15 protein-coding genes are annotated in these 19,627 nt (G+C 73.6%); 3 read left to right on the forward strand and 12 right to left on the reverse strand.

The window, feature by feature from the left end:
• The first annotated feature begins 1 nt into the window (after position 1).
• A complete protein-coding gene (locus AB0I21_RS15520) occupies positions 2 to 2,218 on the forward strand; it encodes a germacradienol/geosmin synthase (protein ID WP_360561589.1) in 2,217 nt (738 codons plus the stop codon).
• 148 nt (positions 2,219 to 2,366) lie between these two features.
• Positions 2,367 to 3,062: a nucleotidyltransferase domain-containing protein gene (locus AB0I21_RS15525; protein WP_360561591.1), complete on the forward strand. Its 696-nt coding sequence runs from the start codon at positions 2,367 to 2,369 to the stop codon at positions 3,060 to 3,062.
• On the opposite strand, the gene AB0I21_RS15530 is transcribed toward AB0I21_RS15525, so the two are convergent.
• From AB0I21_RS15530 to AB0I21_RS15580, 11 genes are all read right to left on the reverse strand, one after another.
• The gene (locus tag AB0I21_RS15530) at positions 3,050 to 3,604 is read right to left on the reverse strand and encodes a phosphoribosyltransferase family protein (protein ID WP_344498222.1); all 555 of its coding nucleotides are present in this window, start codon (positions 3,602 to 3,604) and stop codon (positions 3,050 to 3,052) included. The genes AB0I21_RS15525 and AB0I21_RS15530 overlap by 13 nt on opposite strands.
• 4 nt (positions 3,605 to 3,608) lie before the next feature.
• Positions 3,609 to 4,364: a class I SAM-dependent methyltransferase gene (locus tag AB0I21_RS15535; protein WP_360561592.1), complete on the reverse strand. Its 756-nt coding sequence runs from the start codon at positions 4,362 to 4,364 to the stop codon at positions 3,609 to 3,611.
• Between the two features lie 39 nt (positions 4,365 to 4,403).
• Positions 4,404 to 5,657 carry an MFS transporter gene (locus AB0I21_RS15540; protein WP_360561594.1) on the reverse strand — a complete coding sequence of 418 codons (1,254 nt, stop codon included), beginning with the start codon at positions 5,655 to 5,657 and terminating at the stop codon, positions 4,404 to 4,406.
• A gap of 46 nt (positions 5,658 to 5,703) precedes the next feature.
• Positions 5,704 to 6,921, reverse strand: coding sequence for an ATP-grasp domain-containing protein (locus tag AB0I21_RS15545; RefSeq protein WP_360561595.1), 1,218 nt, complete (start codon positions 6,919 to 6,921; stop codon positions 5,704 to 5,706).
• A gap of 26 nt (positions 6,922 to 6,947) precedes the next feature.
• Positions 6,948 to 8,114, reverse strand: a complete 1,167-nt coding sequence (locus tag AB0I21_RS15550; RefSeq protein ID WP_360561596.1) for a hypothetical protein — start codon at positions 8,112 to 8,114, stop codon at positions 6,948 to 6,950.
• A complete protein-coding gene (locus AB0I21_RS15555) occupies positions 8,111 to 8,836 on the reverse strand; it encodes an HAD-IA family hydrolase (protein WP_360561598.1) in 726 nt (241 codons plus the stop codon). The genes AB0I21_RS15550 and AB0I21_RS15555 overlap by 4 nt, the downstream gene beginning before the upstream one ends.
• Complete coding sequence (locus AB0I21_RS15560; protein WP_360561600.1) at positions 8,833 to 10,887, reverse strand: ATP-grasp domain-containing protein; 2,055 nt, start codon at positions 10,885 to 10,887, stop codon at positions 8,833 to 8,835. The genes AB0I21_RS15555 and AB0I21_RS15560 overlap by 4 nt, the downstream gene beginning before the upstream one ends.
• Entirely contained in the window at positions 10,884 to 12,578 is a 1,695-nt protein-coding gene (locus AB0I21_RS15565; RefSeq protein WP_360561602.1) for a class I tRNA ligase family protein, read from the reverse strand. The genes AB0I21_RS15560 and AB0I21_RS15565 overlap by 4 nt, the downstream gene beginning before the upstream one ends.
• Entirely contained in the window at positions 12,568 to 14,445 is a 1,878-nt protein-coding gene (locus AB0I21_RS15570; protein ID WP_360561603.1) for a hypothetical protein, read from the reverse strand. The genes AB0I21_RS15565 and AB0I21_RS15570 overlap by 11 nt, the downstream gene beginning before the upstream one ends.
• A gap of 42 nt (positions 14,446 to 14,487) precedes the next feature.
• Entirely contained in the window at positions 14,488 to 16,152 is a 1,665-nt protein-coding gene (locus AB0I21_RS15575; RefSeq protein WP_360561605.1) for a SidA/IucD/PvdA family monooxygenase, read from the reverse strand.
• 334 nt (positions 16,153 to 16,486) lie between these two features.
• A complete protein-coding gene (locus tag AB0I21_RS15580; RefSeq protein ID WP_360561607.1) occupies positions 16,487 to 17,422 on the reverse strand; it encodes a helix-turn-helix domain-containing protein in 936 nt (311 codons plus the stop codon).
• Positions 17,423 to 17,508: 86 nt separating this feature from the next.
• On the opposite strand from AB0I21_RS15580, the gene AB0I21_RS15585 reads away from it, so the two are divergent.
• A complete protein-coding gene (locus tag AB0I21_RS15585) occupies positions 17,509 to 18,729 on the forward strand; it encodes an MFS transporter (protein ID WP_360561609.1) in 1,221 nt (406 codons plus the stop codon).
• Positions 18,730 to 18,778: 49 nt separating this feature from the next.
• Here AB0I21_RS15585 and AB0I21_RS15590 read toward each other — a convergent pair whose 3' ends face one another.
• Positions 18,779 to 19,549: an ATP-grasp domain-containing protein gene (locus AB0I21_RS15590; protein ID WP_344498246.1), complete on the reverse strand. Its 771-nt coding sequence runs from the start codon at positions 19,547 to 19,549 to the stop codon at positions 18,779 to 18,781.
• Positions 19,550 to 19,627 lie beyond the last annotated feature (78 nt).

Here is a 19,627-nt window from a genome sequence, read left to right on the forward strand (position 1 = left end):
AGTGAGCCCGTTTACGCTTCCCGACTTCTACCAGCCGTACCCGGCCCGCCTGAACCCGAACCTGGAGGGCGCCCGCACGCACACCAAGGCGTGGGCGCGCGAGATGGGCATGGTGGAGGGCTCCGGCATCTGGGACGAGCGCGACCTGGACGACCACGACTACGCGCTGCTGTGCGCCTACACGCACCCGGAGGCGTCCGCGGCCGCGCTCGACCTGGTCACCGACTGGTACGTGTGGGTGTTCTTCTTCGACGACCACTTCCTCGACGTCTTCAAGCGCACCCAGGACATGCGCGGGGCGGAGGCCTACCTTTCGCGGTTGCGCTCCTTCATGCCGCTGCACGGCCCGATCACCGACGAGCCCACCAACCCCGTCGAGAAGGGGTTGAAGGAGCTGTGGGAGCGCACCGTGCCGGCGATGTCCGCCGACTGGCGGGAGCGCTTCGTGCACAGCACCCGAAACCTGCTCGACGAGTCGCTGTGGGAGCTGGCGAACATCAACGCCGGCCGCGTCTCCAACCCCATCGAGTACATCGAGATGCGTCGCAAGGTCGGTGGCGCGCCCTGGTCGGCGAATCTCGTCGAGTTCGCCGCGGGCGCGGAGATCCCGGCGCGCGTCGCGCACAGCCGGCCGCTGCGGGTCCTCAAGGACACCTTCGCCGACGGGGTGCACCTGCGCAACGACCTCTTCTCGTACGAGCGCGAAACGCAGCAGGAGGGTGAGCTGGCCAACTGCGTGCTGGTCCTGGAGCGCTTCCTCGGCTACCCGCCGCAGGAGGCCGCCGACGCCGTGAACAGCATCCTGACGTCGCGCCTGCAGCAGTTCGAGCACACGGTGCTGACCGAGCTGGAGCCGCTCTTCGCCGAGCACACCCTGGACCCGGTCGAGCGGCTGCGGGTCCTCAAGTACGCCCAGGGGCTGCAGGACTGGCAGGCGGGCGGGCACGAGTGGCACCTGCGCTCCAGCCGGTACATGAACGCCGACGTCCGGCCGGCGGGGCAGTTCACGCTGGGCGGGCCGATGGGGATCGGCACGTCCGCGGCGCGGCTGGGCCTGTCCGCGCGGGCCCGTCAGCACGACGTCCGCCCGGCCCGCACCACCGGCCCGCTGCCGGTGCCCGAGCTGTACATGCCGTACGCCTCGCGGCAGAACGGGCACCTGGAGTCGGCCCGTCGCAGCGTCATCGAGTGGTCCCGCGCGATGGGCTTCTTCGATGCGGTGCCGCGGCCGGGTTCCTCGTCGTCGGTGTGGACGGAGCGGAAGCTGGCCGGCTACGACTTCGCGGTCTGCGCCGGCGCGCTCAACCCCGACGGCACCGCGGCGGAGCTGGAGCTGGGCACCCAGTGGCTCAGCTGGGGCACGTACGGCGACGACTGGTTCCCGCAGGTCTACGGCCCCACCGGCGACCTGACCGAGGCCCGCGCCATGGTGGCCCGACTGAAGTCCCTCATGCCTCTGGATCTGGTTTCCGCGTCGGTACCGGTGAGCCCGCTCGAACGGGGCCTCGCCGACCTGTGGCCCCGGACGGCAGGCCCCATGGGCGCCGCGCACCGGGAGGAGTTCCGCGCGGCCGTGGACGTCATGCTGGACAGCTGGGTGTGGGAGCTGCAGAACCAGCGCGAGCGGCGCATCCCCGACCCTGTCGACTACATCGAGATGCGTCGGCGCACGTTCGGCTCCGACCTGACGATGAGCCTGGCCCGCTTCCGCCAGGGCCGCCAGGTCCCGCCGGACGTCTACGGCACCCGCCCGATCCAGAACCTCGAGGCCGCCGCCAGCGACTACGCCTGCTTCGTCAACGACCTGTTCTCGTACCAGAAGGAGATCGAGTTCGAGGGCGAGCTGCACAACATGGTCCTCGTCGTCGAGAACTTCCTCGACATCTCCCGCGACCAGGCCGCGCTCGTCGTCCGCGACCTGATGACGGCCCGCATGCAGCAGTTCGAGCGGATCGTCGCGGTCGAGCTGCCCGCCCTCTACGAGCACCTCCGCCTCCCCGAGGCGGCCCGCGCCGGCATCGACACCTACGTCGTCCAGCTGCAGAACTGGATGTCGGGCATCATCGCCTGGCACGAGGCCACCGACCGCTACCCCGAGTCCGCCCTGCTGCGCACCGAGGACCCGGCCTCGGTGCTGGCGACCACCATCCGCATCCCCACCGCCCCGAAGGGCTTCTCCTTCCAGCGCCCCGTTGCGACCACCGGAGGATCGGCCTAGGTTCGTGCTGAGCGGCGGCAGGGTCGGATCCGATCCGGCCCTGCCACCAGGAGCTGACCGACCCCGCCATCACCCGCTGCGCCGGGTGACCGGGCGGACCGGGCGGCGGTGGCGAAACCCGGGTGACACGTCCGGGACACTGGGGGGCATGACACCGGAGAATGTGCTGCTGGCGGGGATCGTGGGCTCGACCGCGTACGGGCTGGCGGGGCCGGGGTCCGATGTGGACCGGCTCGGGGTGTTCGCGGCGCCGACGGTGGCGTTTCACGGGCTGCACCAGCCGGTCGAGTCGGTGGTGTCGACGCACCCTGACGTGACGCTGCACGAGGCCCGCAAGTACTGCAGCCTGGCGCTCGGCGGCAACCCGACGGTGTCGGAGCTCATGTGGCTGCCGCAGGAGCTGTACGAGACGCGCACGCCGCTCGGAGACGAGCTCATCGAGATCCGGGCGTCGTTCCTGTCGTCGAAGCGGATCCGGGACGCGTACCTCGGCTACGCGACGCAGCAGTTCCGGAAGCTGGAGTCGCGCGGCGACGGGTCGTTCTCGTCCGAGACGCGGCACCGGACCGCGAAGCACGCCCGGCACCTGCTGCGGCTGTGCTGGCAGGGGTACACCGCGTACACGACCGGCGTGATCCACATCCGGCTGGAGGAGCCGCAGCGGTTCCTCGACTTCGGGGAGCGGGTCGCGGGCGGTGACGTGGACGCCGCGCGCACGATGCTCGCCGACTACGAGGCGAAGTTCGACGCGACGCCCGGCGTGCTGCCGGCGACGCCGGACGAGCGGGTCGCCGAGGACTGGCTGCTGCGCGTCCGGGCCGCGTTCCTGCCTCAGAGGTCGTGAGCGCGGAGCAGGGCGCGCAGGCCGAGCGCCGTCCGTAACGCGTCGCCCTCCGGCGTGTCGGCGATGTCGTCGACGACGCACGCCGTGCCGACGAAATCCGCACCGACCTCGAGCACCATGTCCCGGGTCGCCTCGGCCTGCGTGCCGCTCTCCACCCAGTCGTCCACGCAGAGCACCCGGTCACCCGGCCGGACCAGGCCGCGGCGGAAGCTCATGACACCGCCGCCGCCATGGTACGAACCGGGCAGCGCTCGACGCACGAAGCCCGGATCGGGGCCGGACGCCGCCCGGTCGTTCTTGCGCACCTCGACGAGCCCGACGCCGAGGTGCGCCGCGACGAGCGCGCCGAGCAGGCTGCCCCGCGAGACGGGCCCGGCGACCAGCGTCGGCGACCCGGGCACGAGCCCCGCGACGGCGGCGGGCAGGTCCCGCAGCACCACCGGGTCCCGCCACCACTCCGTCACGTCTGCCCAGGCCACATCCGAGTACGGCGCGCGCCGCCAGTGGAAGCCGACCTGCAGCCGGCCCACGAGATCAACCACGCGGCTACCGTACGGCAGCGACCGCCGCGTCAGGTCCGCCGCGCCACAGCGTGCCCGACTCGGTGAAACCGGCGTCGCGCAGGGCCTCGAGGTGCCAGCTGACCGGCGGCAGGAACTCCGCGCTCGCGCCCTTGGGGTGGATGACGGCCCGGTCCGCCGCCAGCGGGCCGAGCACCGGGTCGGCGGCGGCGAGGTCCCACCACGCGGACCAGGTCGGAGCGGCGCCGGCGGCGTACCTGGCGTCCCGCCGCGCGTCGGCGGAGGTGACCAGCTGCTTGGTGAGGCCGGGCAGCTGCGGGTCCGGCATGTGGTCGGCGTTGACGAGCAGGCCGCCGGGGCGCAGGACGGTCCGGATCTCGCTGTACAGCACGCGCAGCCGCTCGGCCGGCAGCCAGTGCAGGGCCGTCGCGGCGAGCACGGCGTCGTATCCGGCGTGTGGCAGCGCGCCGGTCCAGGCCGGGTCGCGCAGGTCGGCGGTCACGATCTGGGCCCGGTCGCGCAGTGACGCCCGGGCGATGCACAGCAGCACGGGATCGACGTCGAGCAGGGTGACCTGGGCGCCGGGCAGGCGGCGCAGCACCCGGAGCGTGATCGATCCCGTGCCGCCGGCCAGGTCCAGCACCCGGGGCGGATCCTCGGTGACCGCTTCCACGGCGTCGATCATCGCGGCGATGCGGTGCTCCCGGTCCGGCATGAACGCGGACTGCTGCAGGTCCCAGCTTTCCTGCCACGCACCGGGGTCGGCGACGTAAGGAGTCATACTCTTCACGCTAGTTACCGGACGGATCGATGTCCAGCGTTACCCGGCGACCGTGCTCAGCGCCCGCTCCGGCTCCGCCGGCGTGTGCATCCGCCGGTCCACGGCGAACACCAGCCCCGCGGCGGCCGTCGCCGCGACCGCGAGCACCAGCCAGAACGGGACGGGGGTGCTGAGCAGGTACACCGCGACCGGCGGCCCGATCGTGTTGCCGACCTGGAACGTCGCCCACGCGGCGCCGGTGGCCCGGCCCAGGGTGCCGGGGGGTGCCAGCCGCTCCACGAGCGTGTAGAACGCCGGGCTGTAGGCGCACTCGCCGAGCGCGAACGTGACCATCATGACGACGAGCAGCGCGGTCCTGGCCCCACCGCCCACGGCGCCCGCGGCGTAGCCGAGCAGCCACGCGCCGGCCCACGCGAGGCTCATCGCGATCAGCGCACGGGTCTTGTGCACCCGCTCCACCCAGCGGGACACCGGCAGCTGCCCGGCCAGCACGACGAACGTGCCGACGGCGTACAGCACGCCGACCAGCGTCGTGGAGCCGCCCAGGTCGGTGCGCACGGCGAGCGGCACGCCGCTCTCCAGCTGCGCCATCCCGAACGTCACCAGCAGCAGCTGCGCGACCAGCAGCAGCACGTAGCTGCGCCCGGGCCGGAACCGGGCCAGGGTCTTGCGCTGGGACCCGACCGCGTCGGCGTCCTCCGGCAGTGGGACGAACACGGCGATCACCACGGCGTACAGCGCGCAGCTGACGCCGTCGGCGGCGAACAGCCACCGGTAGGTGGCGTCGGTCGCGCCACCCAGCAGCAGGCCGCCGAGCCCGCCGCCGACGCCCAGGCCGACGTTGAGCAGCAGGTACCGCATCGACATCGTGCGGACCTTGACCTCCTCGCTGCCGCTGAGCCTGGCGATGATCGGGACCACGGCCGGCAGGAACAGGCCGGTGCCGACGCCGATGACGAGCAGCGCCGCCAGCTGGGCGGCGTAGCCGCGCCCGGCCGCCAGCAGCAGCCACCCCGCCGTCTGCACCAGCAGCGCACCGACTGCCACCGCCCTGGGCGAGCGCCGGTCGACGAGCGCACCGCCGTACACGGACATCGGCACCGCGGCGCCGGCGAGCACGAGCAGCAGCACCGCCGTCTCGCCCGCCGGCAGCCCCTGGAACTGGTGCAGGTAGATCGCCAGGAAGGGGTAGCAGAGCCCGGTGCCGACGGCCGACAGCCCGTATCCGCCGACGAACCACCACGCGGGGCGGCTGAGCCGCCGGTCCGCGCGGCCGGGTCGAGCCTTGCCCATGCCAGCTCCTTCGCTGCTCGTCTCTGCTGCTCGTCTGGGCCGCTTTTCAGCCGGTGCCCCGGACGTGCCGCACCATGTGGTCGAGACGGTCGAGGACCTCCGACTCGGTCGCGCCCTCCACCGTGACGGCGGCGACGGCGTCGCTCCACCGGGTCGGCGCCGGCAGCACGTCGCCCGGGCGCCGCAGGTACGCCAGGTCGACCAGCCACGGCACGTCCGGCGCCGCGGGGGTCGCCTCCAGCACGCCGCCGGGCTGGTAGACCATCACGTAACCGATCAGCGGCACCGGGTCCGCCGACGGGTCCTTCGCCGGGACCGGCAGGGCGTCGCCCAGCTGCGCCATGACGGCGGCCTCGTCGAGGTCGACGCCCGTCTGGTGCAGGAAGCCGGGGATGATGCCGCCGCCGCCCGGACGGCCCGCGATCTCGCAGAACACCACCTCGCCGGCGCGGTCGAGGAACATCTCGTGGTGGGTGACCCCGCTGAACCACGGGAGACACTTCAGCACCGCGGCGTTGAACGCCAGCAGCGCCTCCCGGTCCGGCCCGGGCCCGATGTTGTGGTCCCGGCAGGGCGCCGCGTCGTGAAAGCTGGTGGTCGGGTCGACCGTCCTGGACACCGTGGCGACGACGGGCTCGCCGTCCCGCACGACGCTGTCCACATGGTGGAGATTACCATCGATGAACTCCTCGACCTCGTAGTTCGCCCGATCGAGGCCCGGGTTGGCGTCCAGCACCGGCCGCAGCTGCTCGATCCGGTCGAGGAAGAACACCCCGGTCGACGCCATCCCCTCCGTCGGCTTGAGCACCACCCGGCCGTGCCGTTCGAGCAGCGTGGCGACGGCCTCTGGGCTGAAGGGCTCGTGCCGCGGCACCCTGACGCCGAGCCCGCCCAGGTGCTCCTTCATCCGCAGCTTGTTGCGCACCAGCAGGGTGCGCTCCTCGCTCAGCCCGGGGATCCCGAGCCGGTCGCGGAGCCGGGCGGCGGGCAGCAGCAGCCGCTCGGAGATGGCGACGACGAGGTCCAGGGGGCGGTGGCGGTGCACCATCTCCCCGGCCTTGAGCATGAGCGGCACGTCGTCGAGGTCGATGCCGATCACCGCGTCGATCTCGGCGCCGGACACCTCGCCGACCTTGGCGCGGTCGGTCAGGACCGTCACCGCGAACCGGTCGGCGGGCATGAACGGCGAGCCGTCGCGGCGGCGGTAGTGGCTGTAGCCGATCCGGTCGATCAGCAGCACCCGCCGGCGGTCGTCTGCGGACATGGTCTTCTCCTTGCCTGGGAAGGGTTTCAGCCGACCGCGGTCGGGGCGGCCGTCCGGTCCTGGCCGCTGCGGGCCGCGTACTCCTGGTACCGGGCGCCCAGCTCCAGCGCGTGGTCGGCGCAGTCCGCCAGCCGCATGGTGCGGCAGTCGTACCCGAGCGACTCCCGCATGATCCCGGCCGACTCCTCGGTGAACTCCACCGTGCCGTCGGGGCGGATCCGGTCGATGCCGTCGCGGCGCTGCCCGGCCTCGTTCACCGCGACGGCGTCGCCGAGACCGACCGACGCGGGCAGGTCGAGGACGACCGCGCCGTGGCCGATGCGCACCGGATATCCGCCCGGCAGCCCGCCGACCCCCGGCGCGTGGGCCTGCGCGGCGTCGCCGTGCAGCAGCGGCCGCAGCACGCTGAGCGCCGACGCGGCCGTCATCAGCTGCCCGGCCATCCCGCCGAGCCGGCGGTGGCTGCTGGTCAGCGGCAGGAACAGCGTGCCGGCGTCGACGTCGGCGGTGCGGTCCGCACCCTTGACGGTCACCTGCAGCCGGAACGTGTCTGGTTCGGCGTCGCCGGTACGGGAGACGTGATGGCTCACGTAGTGGTGCGCCACGAACCGCACGCCGACGTCGCGCACGGGCACGCCGAGCCGCTCGGCGGCGATCAGCCGCAGCGCCGGCACGTTGTTGGCCACGTTCCCGATGCCGGCGTCGGGCGCCAGCCCGGCCGTGTGCAGGACCGGGTGGACGGCGTCGGGGTACGCGGCGTTGACCACGACGGGCCTGACCCCGGACCGGCGCACGGCCGTCATCAGCCGAAGCGCCGGCGTCAGGTGCATCGGCAGCCAGGGGCCGAAGTTCGCCCGGTACAGGCGCTGGAACGCCGCGGGCGGCAGGGTGCCGATGACCCACCACGACTGCAGGCTCGCCGTGTTGAAGATGACGTCGGGGCGCAGCGCGGCGATGGTCTCGGCGGTGGCGTCGACGTCGTCGAGGTCCACCCTGCGGCCGTCGACGACGGGCTGCCGGCCGACCTGCAGCGCGGCCAGCCGGGCGAGGTTGACCTTGCCGCGGACCTCTGCGTCACGACGGCCGCCGAGCGTGACGGCGACCGGCCGGAGGTCGCGGGCCAGCTGGTACAGGACCTGACCGGCGAGGTCGCCGGCACCGACGATCAGCAGGCGGGGCATCGGCTCCGTCACCGGGCACCTCCGGTCTCGCCGAGTCCCGTTCCGGCGGGTGCTGTCCCGGCGGGTTCTGGTCGGGCGGGTTCTGGTCGGGCGGGTGTGGACACCAGTCGTGGCAGCTGCCGCATGTCGTCGAACGTCGGCACGCCTTCCGCGGCGAGCAGGTCCGCGTACGGCCCGTCCGCGTACCCGAGCGTGCGCATGCCGGCGGCGAGCCCGGCCCGCACACCGACGAGGCTGTCCTCGACCACCACGCACGCCGCGGGCGCCACCCCGAACACCGCGGCCGTGTGCAGGAACAGGCCCGGGTCCGGCTTCCAGCTGCCCACCTCGTACGCGGAGAAGGCCCGCCCGGCGAACCGCGCCCACAGCCCGGTGGCGCGCAGCCGCTGCTCGATGATCGCCGCCGGGCTGCTCGACGCGACGCACATCGGCAGGTCGATGCGTTCGAGCGCGTCGGCGACCCCGTCGACGGGGCGCATGCTCTCCCGGGTCAGTTCTTCGCAGCGCGCCCGTACCGCGGCCACGAACCCGTCCTCGACGGGGGCGCCGATCAGGCCTTCGACGAAGGTGACGCAGTCGGCCATCTTCTTGCCGCGGAACTCGACCTCCGCCTCCTGGAGCGTCAGCGCCGCCCCGGCCCGGCACGCCAGCTCCCACAGCGCCCGCGACTCCGCGCCCTGGCTCTCCACGAGGACCCCGTCGAGGTCGAGGACGAGCAGCTCGGCGGCGGTCATGCCACGTCCCGCAGGGTCGCGACGATCTCCCACCGGCGCAGCAGGTCCGCGTCGTGGTACGCCAGGAACTGCTCGAACATCCCGATGTAATCGGCGCCGTCCTCGTCGCCCATCTCCGCGCGCAACGCCGCCTCCCGTTCGCGGAGCCGGCCGAGGTACGCCCGGAAGTACAGGCCGTCGATGTCGGTGCGGTCGGCGGTCGCGACGGTGAACCCGGCCTTCTCCAGGACGCCCTCCCAGTCGGCGTGCGGCAGGAACAGGCCCGGCTGCAGGTCCACCTCGCGGTCCCGGTCGGACCGGTCGGCGAGGATCCGGGTGAGCAGCAGCACCGCACTGCCGGAGCCGCGGAGGACCCGCCGCCACCGCGGCACCGCGGTCTCGGGGGCCGACCAGTACCCGGAGCCGAACGCCAGCACCGCGTCGAACTCGTCGCCGAACCCGCTCAGCTCGCCCAGGTCCCCGACGACGAACGTGGTCCGTGGGCCGCCGGGGTGCCCCGCGGCCCGTTCGGTGGCCACCTCGACCGCCGCCGGGCTCAGGTCGACGCCGACCACCTCGCAGCCGGTGGCCGCGGCCAGGGCGAGGCTGAGCCCGCCGGTGCCGCAGCCCGCGTCGAGCACGCGGGAGCCCGGCCCGAGCCCGAGGCGCTCCGCCAGGGCCCGCACGTAGTGCGGGGTGACGTTGCTGTGCTGCCCGACGAAGCCCGGCCCGAGCACGGCCGCCCGCGCCTCGTCCATGGCCCGCACGCGTTGCAGCCGGTCCCAGCCCGCGGCCACCTCCTCCAGCGTCTCGTCCCGCCCCGGGTCGCGCAGCCGCACCCGCAGGTGGTCGCAGGCGGCGACCAGGTTGGCGCGCAGCTCCTCGCGGTCGCCGGCCTGGGCGATGACGGTCGCGACCCGCTGGCTCATGAAGTCCTCGGGCGGGAGCTTCACCCGGTCGCCGGCGCCGAGCAGCACCGCGACCTGGACGACGCCGGGCACGGCGAGCGCGGCGCCGTAGCCGGTGACCTCGTCGATCTCACCGGCGGTCCGGGCGAAGGCGGACCGGACCCCGGCGACGATGCCGGAAGGGGCGCCGGCGGGGGCCATCGGGCTCCCCGTCGCGACGCGGACGATGTCGGCGCAGTAGTCCACGCCGGTGGCGAGCGGCACCAGGTGCGAGGCGATCATGCCGCCGCCGGCCCGCCCGGCGATCTCCACGAGGCGGGCGCGGCCCCGGCCGTCGACCTTGCACTCCAGGTGGAACGCGCAGTCGTCCATCCCGAACGCGGCCACGACCGCCCGGGTCAGCTCGCCGACCGAGGCCAGCGCGGCCGGGCCCAGCGCGCTGGGCTGCACGTGCTCGACCTCGATGTGGTGCGGCGCGGTCGTGACCTTGTCGGTGACCGCGACGAGGCGGACCTCCCCGTGCTGGACCAGGCCCTCGACGCTGTGCTCGGTGCCGTCGAGGCACTCCTCGTACAGCCAGCGGCGCTCGGTCCCGGCGAACATCGGGTCTCCCGACCCGGTGGTGTACCGCCGCAAGACGTCCCACGCCCGGCGGGCGCCGGCCTCGTCGGCGACCTCGAAGATGCCCTTGCTGCCGGATCCGGTCAGCGGCTTGAGCACCGCCGGGAAGCCGATGCGCGCGATCGCCCCGGCGAGGCTCTCCTCGCCGTCGACCAGCTGGAACGCGGGAATGAGGTCGGGCCGGTCGGCGAGGGCCCGCCGCCCGGCGTGCTTGTCCCGCACCAGGCGGGCCGCGCTGTCCCGCAACCCGGGCAGGCCGTGGTCCTCCGCGATCCGCGCGACCAGCCGCACGTCCCGGTCCGACCAGGTCACGACGCCGCGCACGGCCGCCCGCTGGACGAGCGCCGCGGCCGCCCGCCGGGCCGCCGGCACGTCGAACGTGTCCACCAGCTCGACGTCGTCGACCAGCGACATCACCGTGCCGCGCGGGATCCGGTCGGCGAGCAGCGCCACCCGCAGCCCGGCCCGCCGGGCCGCGAGCAGCACCGCGTTGGCTTCGAGCTGGTACGGCCTGAGATTGACGAACATCACGCTGGATGTCACTGCGGGACCGCCTTTGCATCGGATGGCGTCGGGGCGTCCGGGTAGCCGCCCAGGGAGGGGTTGTCCATCAGGAACCGCACCGCGGCCTCGGCCGGCGGGCGCAGGCCGGTGTACCGCCCCGGCCGCCAGCACGCCTCGCCGGACGTGGTGTGGACGTCCGGGTCGCCGGCGAGCCCGAGCGCGGCCCAGAGCCGTCCCGCCCAGCCCGGTGCCAGCGGTGCGGCGAGGACCGCGAGCGTCCACAGCTGCGACCAGGCGGTGCCCGGGTCGTGCGGTCGCCCACCGGTGCCGCCGCCGGACGCCGCCAGCCGGTCGACCCAGTCGCCGAGCACACCCACCGCCGCGGCCGGGTCGGTGACCGGCAGGCGCAGGCAACGGTCCTGGGCGGCGAGCGCCTCGACGGCACCCGGCGTCTCCGCGGGGGTCGCCGGCGGTCCCTCGACCAGCGCGGCCGAGCGGTCCGCCACGACCCGGTCGAGCCGCTCCGCCCACCCGGCGGCGAACGGGGCGAACGTGTCGCAGCGGAAGTCCTGGCTCTTCGTCAGCGGGCTGAGGCTCGCCAGGTACAGCCGGGCACAGTCGACGTCGAGCCCGGCCGCGACGTAGTCGCCGACCCAGATCGTGTGCCGCCGGGACGTGGAGAACTTCGCCCCGTGCAGGTCCAGGAACTGGTTGAACAGGAAGAAGTCGAACGGCCGGAAGTCCAGCCCGCGGGTCGTCAGCCCGAGCAGCACCAGCCACGGCATGACGGCGTCCAGCCCGCCGGCGGCCACCGTGATCACGTCGGAGCCCGCCGACATCGGATTCGGCACCCCGTGCCGGCTGGCCGCGAAGTCACCGATCACCTTGCTCGCCGCGACGAGGCCGGTGCCGTAGCTGTAGTGCACGGACCCGTGATCCGGGCCGGCGAGGGGCCACGGCACGCCCCAGCCGATCGGGTACGTCAGCCGGATGCCTGCCGGGTTCCACCGCTGGTACTCCTCCACGATCGGCAGGTACGTGTCGACCTGGCCGATCCGCTCGGCGCACCGCTCGGCCCGCATCCCGGCCGCCGGGGCGGCGAACGCGCTGGTGACGGTGACGGCCGAAAGCGTCGCCCCCTGGCCCGGCCGCAGGCCCGGCACCGCTCGCGGCGCGGGCTCGCGCAGGTCCGCCGGGCCGAACCAGGTCCCGCACTCCTCGCACGAGTTGCCGGTGGCCGGCGCCGCGCACTTCGGGCACTTCCCGCTCAGCCAGCAGCCGACGAGCGGGCGCCCGGCGGCGGCGTCGAACCACAGCCGCTCCGCCCGCAACCGCAGCCGTCCCTCGGCGTCCAGGGCATGGACCAGCGCGTCGCTGTAGCGCCGGTGCTCGGCACGGTGCGGCGCCGCGTGTACGTCGAGGTAGTCGTCCTGCACGACACCGAAGTCGGCCAGTGCCGCGGTGATCCGGCCCTGGTAGTCGCCGGCCACGACCATCGGGTCGCGCCCTTCCTTCGCCGCGGTGAAGAGGATGTTCGACTCCCACGAGTCGGACGTGCCGACCGCGAGCGCGTCGTGCCCGCGCGAGCGCAGGTACCGTCGCAGCACATCACCTCGCAGGAACGGCCCCGCGATGTGCCCGAGGTGCAGCGGCCCGTTCGGCGTCGGATACCCGGCCAGCACCAGGTGCCGCGACCGGCTCGCGTACTGGCGGCGCAGCTCACCGAACATCCCGAACCCCCACAACGATCCCGGCCGCGCCACCGCCCACCGCTCCGACGCCCACCTCGCCGATGCCCACCGCGACTGTGGCGGCCGAAGCGACCGGGGGCGGCACAACAAACCCCGCCGCAGCGCCGGTCGAGGGGACGGGTGACTGCGCGGTGGCGGCCGGCACGGCGGGAGTGACCGGCAGGCTTGCTCCCGGTGCGGCGGTGGTTGGCCCGACGGCCGCTGCGACGGGCGACTGAGTGATGGCGGCCGGCGCGATGGGTGTGGCCGGCAGGCTTGCTCCCGGTGCGGTAGTGGTTGGCCTGACGGTTGCTGCGACGGGCGACTGAGTGATGGCGGCCGGCGCGATGGGTGTGGCCGGCAGGCTTGCTCCCGGTGCGGTAGTGGTTGGCCTGACGGTTGCTGCGACGGGCGACTGAGTGATGGCGGCCGGCGCGATGGGTGTGGCCGGCAGGCTTGCTCCCCATGTGGCGGTGGTTGGCCCGACGGGCGTCTGTGTGGTGGCGGGTGTGGCCGGCAGGCTTGCTTCCGGTGCGGCAGTGGTTGGCCCGACGGTTGCTGCGACGGGCGTCAGTGTGGTGGCGGCCGGCACGGCGGGTGTGGCCGGCAGGCTTGCTCCCCGTGTGGCGGTGGTTGGCCCGACGGGTGTCTGTGTGGTGGCGGCCGGCACGGTGGGCGTGGCCGCCGACCGGACTGTTTCCGGTGTGGCGGTGGTTGGAACGACGGCCGCCGGGACAGGCGCGGACGCGGTCGGCACGGCGGGCGGCGGTGCGGCGGGCGGCGGTGCAGCGGCCCACGGCATGGCAGGCGGCGGTGCGGCGGGCGGCGGTGCGGCGGGCGGCGGCGCAGGTGGCGGGAAGGCGCCGGTCAGGGCGGCGACGACCCGGTCGGCGACCGCTGGGCCGAGGCGGATGCCCGAGCCGCCCATGCCGCGGGCGTCGACCACCCGGCCCGCCGCGGTGACCGTCACCACCGGTGCGCCGTCATGCGGATAGGCGTCGTGGCCGACGTGGGCGCCCACGATCGCCGCGGCCAGTGCCGGGCTGCGCCTGGTGAGGGCGCGCCGGCCCTCGTCGAGGTCGGCGGCGGTGACCGTCGGGTCGAGCGGGGCGCCGGGGACGGCGAACGACTCCCGCCGGAAGCTCACCGTCAGGCCCGCTTCGCCGGGCAGGATGAACAGCTCGTCGTCGATGAAGTCGAGCATCGGCAGGCCGTCGCCGGGGTGGTCCACGGTGAGGGCGGCGACGCGCTTCACGGGCTGAGCCGGTGCCGCGCCGGGCCACACCGGGCACCAGCCGCCTGCTGCCACGGCCACGGCCCGGGCGTGCACGGCGTGCCCCGAAGCCAGGACCACCCGCACCGCGCCCGGCTCCGGCGAAATGGCGACCACCTCGCTCCCTTCCCACAGCGCCGAACCCGGACCGTTCAGATGGAGGTCGAGCAGCGCACGTGTGAGCCGGGCGGCGTCCACGGCGTAGCAGTCGCCGGAGGAGGCGAGCACCGCCTCGTCGGGGTCGACGCGCAGGTCGCCGGCGCGCTCGCGGACGGTGGCGACCCGCTGCGCGGCGACCGGCCGCAGCGGCCCGCCCTGCCACGCGTCGAGGAAGGCCGGCACGTTGTGGCGTCGCAGCACGAACCAGACCTCGAGCGGACGCACGAGCCCCGTCTCCCGCCACCGGGCCGCGCCGGCGAAGTACGCCTGGGCCGGGCCGACCAGCGGCGTCCTGCCCGGCACCCCGCCGAGCGGCACGCACACGCCGGCCGAGCGGCCGGTCGCCCCGGCCGCGGCCGTCGAACGGTCGAGGACCAGCACCGACGCGTCAGGGTGGATCCGCCGGTACCGCTCGAGCACCAGCGCTCCCGTCATGCCCGCACCGACGATCACCAGGTCCCGGTGGCCGCGCACCGCTCAGCCCCACCAGACGGAGTAGACGCTGAGCACCTCGGTGCCATGGTTCTCGATGCGGTGTGCGGTGTCCGGCGGGATCCTCAGCACGTCTCCGCCGCGGACCTCGGCGGTCTCGTCGCCGCAGGTGAAGCGGCCCACGCCGGCGCTGACGAGCCAGATCTCGTGGGCGTCGTGCCGGTCCACCTGGGTCGCGCTGCCCGGGCTGACCGTCCACCAGGACGCCTGGAACGGCGCGGTGGGCAGGTCGGTCGCGGACGTCAGGTCGATGAGGTGCAGCTCGTCGCCCTCGTCGGTGCGCTCCGTCAGCTCCTTGGCCAGTGACACGATCAACGGTGCTTCCTTTCCGTCTGCGGATGAGCCCGCGGCACCGGCGGCCGGCCAGAGGGCGGACTCCGCGGCGCCGGTGCGGTAGACCTCGCGGCCCAGCAGGCTGTTGACGATGGTGGCGCTGCGCCACGGCCCCAGGCTGAGGTTGGGATCGGCGATGCCGTGCGTGTGCTCGGCCCCGTTCTGCAGGTAGATCGCGCCGAGCGCGGCGCCCTTCCAGCGCACGCTGTAGTCCAGGTTGGTCTTGACGTCGGCGAGGTCGTCGGCGCCGAGCAGCGGTCGCAGGAAGTCGGGCACCACATGCTGGTAACCCGTCGCCAGGACCACCAGGTCGGCGTCGAGGGTCTCGCGCTGCCGGGAGATCAGGTCGTCGAGCGTGACCCGCAGGCCCTGGCCCGTCCTGGTCAGCCCGACGAGCTCGGTCGAGGTGCGCAGGCGATACGCGACCCGTGCCGCGCTGAGGTAGTCGACCTCGTAGAGGCGGCGGTAGATGCGCTCCAGCAGTCCTTCGGAGATGCCGTTGCTGGCGGTGCGCTGCCGCTCCAGCAGCCGCCGGCGCACCTGGTCGGGCAGCTGGAAGTACTGGTGGACGAACTGGGGGTTGAACCACTCGTTGGCGAAGGCGGAGTCGTCCAGCGGCAGGAACCCGTGCTGGCGGGCGACCCACGTGATGTGCACGGGCAGCTCGTCCCCGCGGCCCAGCAGGTGGTCGACGATCTCGGCGCCGCTCTGGCCGCCGCCCACCACGACGACGCGCCGGCCCGCCGTCGGCGGGTCGGCCGTGCCGAACTCGCTGGCGTGGATCACCTGCGGCCCGAGCCCGGTGGCGCACGCGGGCACGAACGGCTGGTGGCCGACGCCGACGACGAGGTTGCGGGCGCGGACCTGCCGCTGCTGGCCGACGCGCACGACGAAGCTGTCGCCGTCGTGCTCGACCGCGCCGACCCGCTGCCCGAACCGGACGAACGGCAGGCTCCGCGCCACCCAGGCGTAGTACTGCTGAAACTCCTCCCTGGTGACCGGTGCGTCGCGCCGGGCGATGAGGAAGCGGTACATGCGCTGGTGCTGGGCGAGGAAGTTCAGGAACGAGTAGCGACTGGTGGGGTCCACCGTCGTCACCAGATCCTTCAGGAACGACACCTGCAGCTGCGCACCGGGCAGCAGCATCCCGGGATGCCAGGAGAAAGACGGCCGGGCCTCGAGGAAAACCTTTTCCACGTCGTCCAGCGGTGCGAGCAGTGCGGCCAGACTCAGGTTCGAAGGCCCGAGCCCGATACCGCAGAGATCTAATACATCACTATCGATAGACATCAATGTACTATTGCCGAATCTTGGCATGCGGTCAGGCCCTTTCGCGCACGTGAATACACCGCGCCACTGCCCGCCATCAGGGCAACAGTGAGCGGAACCTCGACACGGAGTGCAGGAGGTCGATCAAGAAATCACGGGACGCGGAAGCTCCACGGAGACTGCGGCGGCTTCTCGGCGCGCAACGTCAGCGCCGGCACAAAGATCCGAAAGGCAGACACGCGATATCCCCCGATACTTTCGCTGGTGTCGAGGCCATCCTCCTACCGTCACCGCCCGCCACCAACTGTCTCGGAGCGGTTTTCATATCTCGAACCACCAGCGGTGGGGCATTGACAGCTCCCACATGTGTGAGTAAGGCAGGTCAGCGGAAGGCGCGGCGGTACGCGGCCGGGGTGGTGTTCACGGCGCTGCGGAAGCGGCGGCGGAGGTTGACCGCCGAGGAGAGGCCGACGCGCTCGGCGATCGTCTCCACGGGCAGGTCGGTCTCCTCGAGCAGCGCCCGGGTGCTCGCGATGCGCCGGTCGAGCAGCCACCGGCCCGGTGAGATGCCGAGCTGCTCGCGGAAGTGCCGGTTCAGCGTACGGGCGGACATCCCGGACTTCGTGGCCATGTCGGCCAGGGTGAGTGGGCGGTCGAGGTTGGCGGCGATCCAGTCCAGCAGCGGCGCCAGGGAGTCGGGGACGGGGCCGGTCGTCGGCAGGGCCGGGAACTGCCGCTGGTGACCCTCGCGCTGCGGGGCGGCGGCGAACTGGCGGCCGATGCGCATCGCGAGGGCCGCGCCGTGCTCGCGGCGGACCTGGTTGAGGCACAGGTCGAGCGTGGTGGCGGTGGCGCCGGCGGTCGCGACGTCGCCGTGGTCGACGTAGAGCACGGTGCCGTCGGCGCGGACCTTCGGGTAGTTGCGGGCGAGCCAGCCGGTGATCTCCCAGTGCGCCGCGGCGGTGCGGCCGTCGAGCAGGCCGAGGTGGGCCGGCAGCTTGATGCCGGAGCTCACCGCCACGATGCGGGCGCCCCGCGTGTGGGCGGCCAGGACGGCGTCGCAGGTGGCGGGGGTGAGCGACGGGGAGGGGCAGCCGGCGATGAGGATCGTCCCGGCGTCGTCCAGCGCCTCGAGACCCCGCTCGACGACGATGTCGACGCCCATCGTGGTGCGGACCGGGCCGGGGTGCTCGGTGCACAGCTCGAACTCGTAGTGCCGCGGGATGTCGGGCCCGTGGTCGCCGAAGACGGCCGACGCGCAGGTCACCGGATACAGCTCCTGCCCTTGCCCGAGGAGGGCCACCACCCGCTGACGCATGGCACGAATGTACCCAATGATGTCGCGCCGGACGCCTGTGCACCCGTGGCGCCGCGGCAAGAATGGGTGATCATGGAGTGCTACCGATGACCGCCGTCCTGGCGGAGCCCGTCCTCACGAAACCCCTTTGGAACAGGGATTTCACGTACTACTTCGGCGCGCGGGTGGTGTCGCTGCTGGGCGACGCGATGATGCCGGTCGCCGCCGCGCTCGCCGTCGGGGCGATCTACGGCGTGTCGGGTGTTGGGTACGTTCTTGCCGTCTGGACGGCGCCGTTCGTGCTCTTCGTGGTGTTCGGCGGCGTCTTCTCCGACCGGATCGGCGCACGGACCATGATGGTGGGCGCCGACGTGGTGCGCGCCGCCACGCAGGGTGTGGTCGCCATCGCGTTCTTCGCCGGTACGCCGCCCCTCTGGCTCCTGCTGGCGACCTCGGCCCTGGCCGGCCTGGCGGCCGCGATGTTCCAGCCCGGCGTCAACGGCATGGTCCCGCTCGTCGCGACGGACCCGCAGCGCGCCAACGGTACCCTCAAGATCGCCGACGCGGCGACGCAGCTCGGCGGCCCGGTCCTCGCGGGCCTGCTGATGACGCTGACCGGCCCCGGCGCGGTCTACGCGGTCGACGCCGCGACCTTCGTGCTCAGCGGCGCGTGCCTGGCCCTGATCGGCCGGGCGCCCACCGGCGCCGCCGGCCGGACCATCGGCTCGACGGTCCTGCACGACCTGCGCCGCGGCTGGACCGAGTTCCGCTCCCGCAGCTGGATGTGGTCGGTCATCGTGGTCTGGCTGTTCTTCGGCGTGTTCGTGTTCGGCCCGTACATCCCGCTCAGCTCCCGCCTGATCGGCGACCGCCTCGGCGACGCCGCGTACGGCTGGACGATGGCGGGCCTCGGCTGCGGCACCGTCCTCGGCGGCCTCATCGCCATCCGCCTGCGCCCCGCCCGCCCGCTCGCCGCGGGCGCCGCCGGCCTGATCGGCTTCGCCTGCATCCCGCTGTCGGTCGCCCTGCAACCACCGTTGCCGCTCCTGATCGCGGGCCACCTCCTGGGCGGCGTCTCATGGGCCTTCTGGTCGGTGATGTGGTCCACCAGCGTGCAGACCCTCGTCGCCCCCGAGGTCCTCAACCGCGTCACCGCCTACGAGGTCGCCGGCTCCGTCTCCGGCGTGGCGGTCGGCCAGGCCCTGGTCGGCCCCGTCTCCACCGTCGTCCCCCCGCTGGACCTGCTGTACCTGTCGACCGCGGTGACCGTCTGCGTCTGCGCCGCCCTGCTCCTGATCCACCCGGTCCGCCGCCTCCACCGCGCCTGAGCGTCCACCGCAAGGCGTCGCGCCCGGCGTCCGGGGAAGGGCGGGCCGCTCAGGCGCCGAGGGCGGGGGCGGGTTGCCAGCGCCAGCGGGGGGCGCAGTCGGGGTCGTTGGCGGCGAGGACGGCGCGGAGGACGCCGTCGGGGTCGCAGCTGTAGAGGCCTGAGCTCCAGACGTTGTTGACCTCGAGGACGGCGAAGTCGCCGGCGTCGGTGCGGCCGACGTCGATGACGGCGGTCGGGGGCACGTCGCCGTCGGGGAGGGCGGCCAGCATCAGGGCGACGAACGTGGCGGCCTCGTCGTGCCAGGAGGCGCGGTGGTGGCGCAGCGTCGGGCTCCACTCCTCGCCCTCCACGACGTACGGCGACCAGGCGACCGGCTCGCGGCCGATGGTGAAGACGCGGTACTCGGAGGCGAGATCCAGCCAGTGGTCCATGATGATCAGCGTGCTGTCGGCGGGCAGGCGGGCGCTGCGCAGGCGGTTGCGCAGGTCGTCGGCGTCGCGGACCCAGGCGGCGGAGAAGGCGGGGTGCTTCTCGTCGGCGAGCTTCGCCACCGCGGGGCGGGGGCCGACGAGGTCGGGGGCCTCGCCGACGGTGACCAGGCTGACGTCGCGGCCGGTGACGTCGCGGGGGAGGCCGGCGAACCAGCTCGGGTTGGCGCCGTGCAGGCGGATGTCGACGCCGCCGGCGATGAGGGTGGTCAGGTAGCCGCCGGCCGCCCGCCAGGCCACGCCGTCGGCGGAGCGCAAACCGGTCACCTCGGCGGGGTCGCCGGGGAGCTGGGCGACGGGCAGGCCGATCCGGCGCGCGGCATGGGTCATCGCGGCACTCGCCTCAGGCGAGCGCACACGCATGGCCAACGTCCGGAACTGCCGCACCCGTACATCCTGCCAGCGAGG

It is taken from the genome of Dactylosporangium sp. NPDC050588 (assembly GCF_040654975.1).
Lineage (GTDB): Bacteria > Actinomycetota > Actinomycetes > Mycobacteriales > Micromonosporaceae > Dactylosporangium > Dactylosporangium maewongense.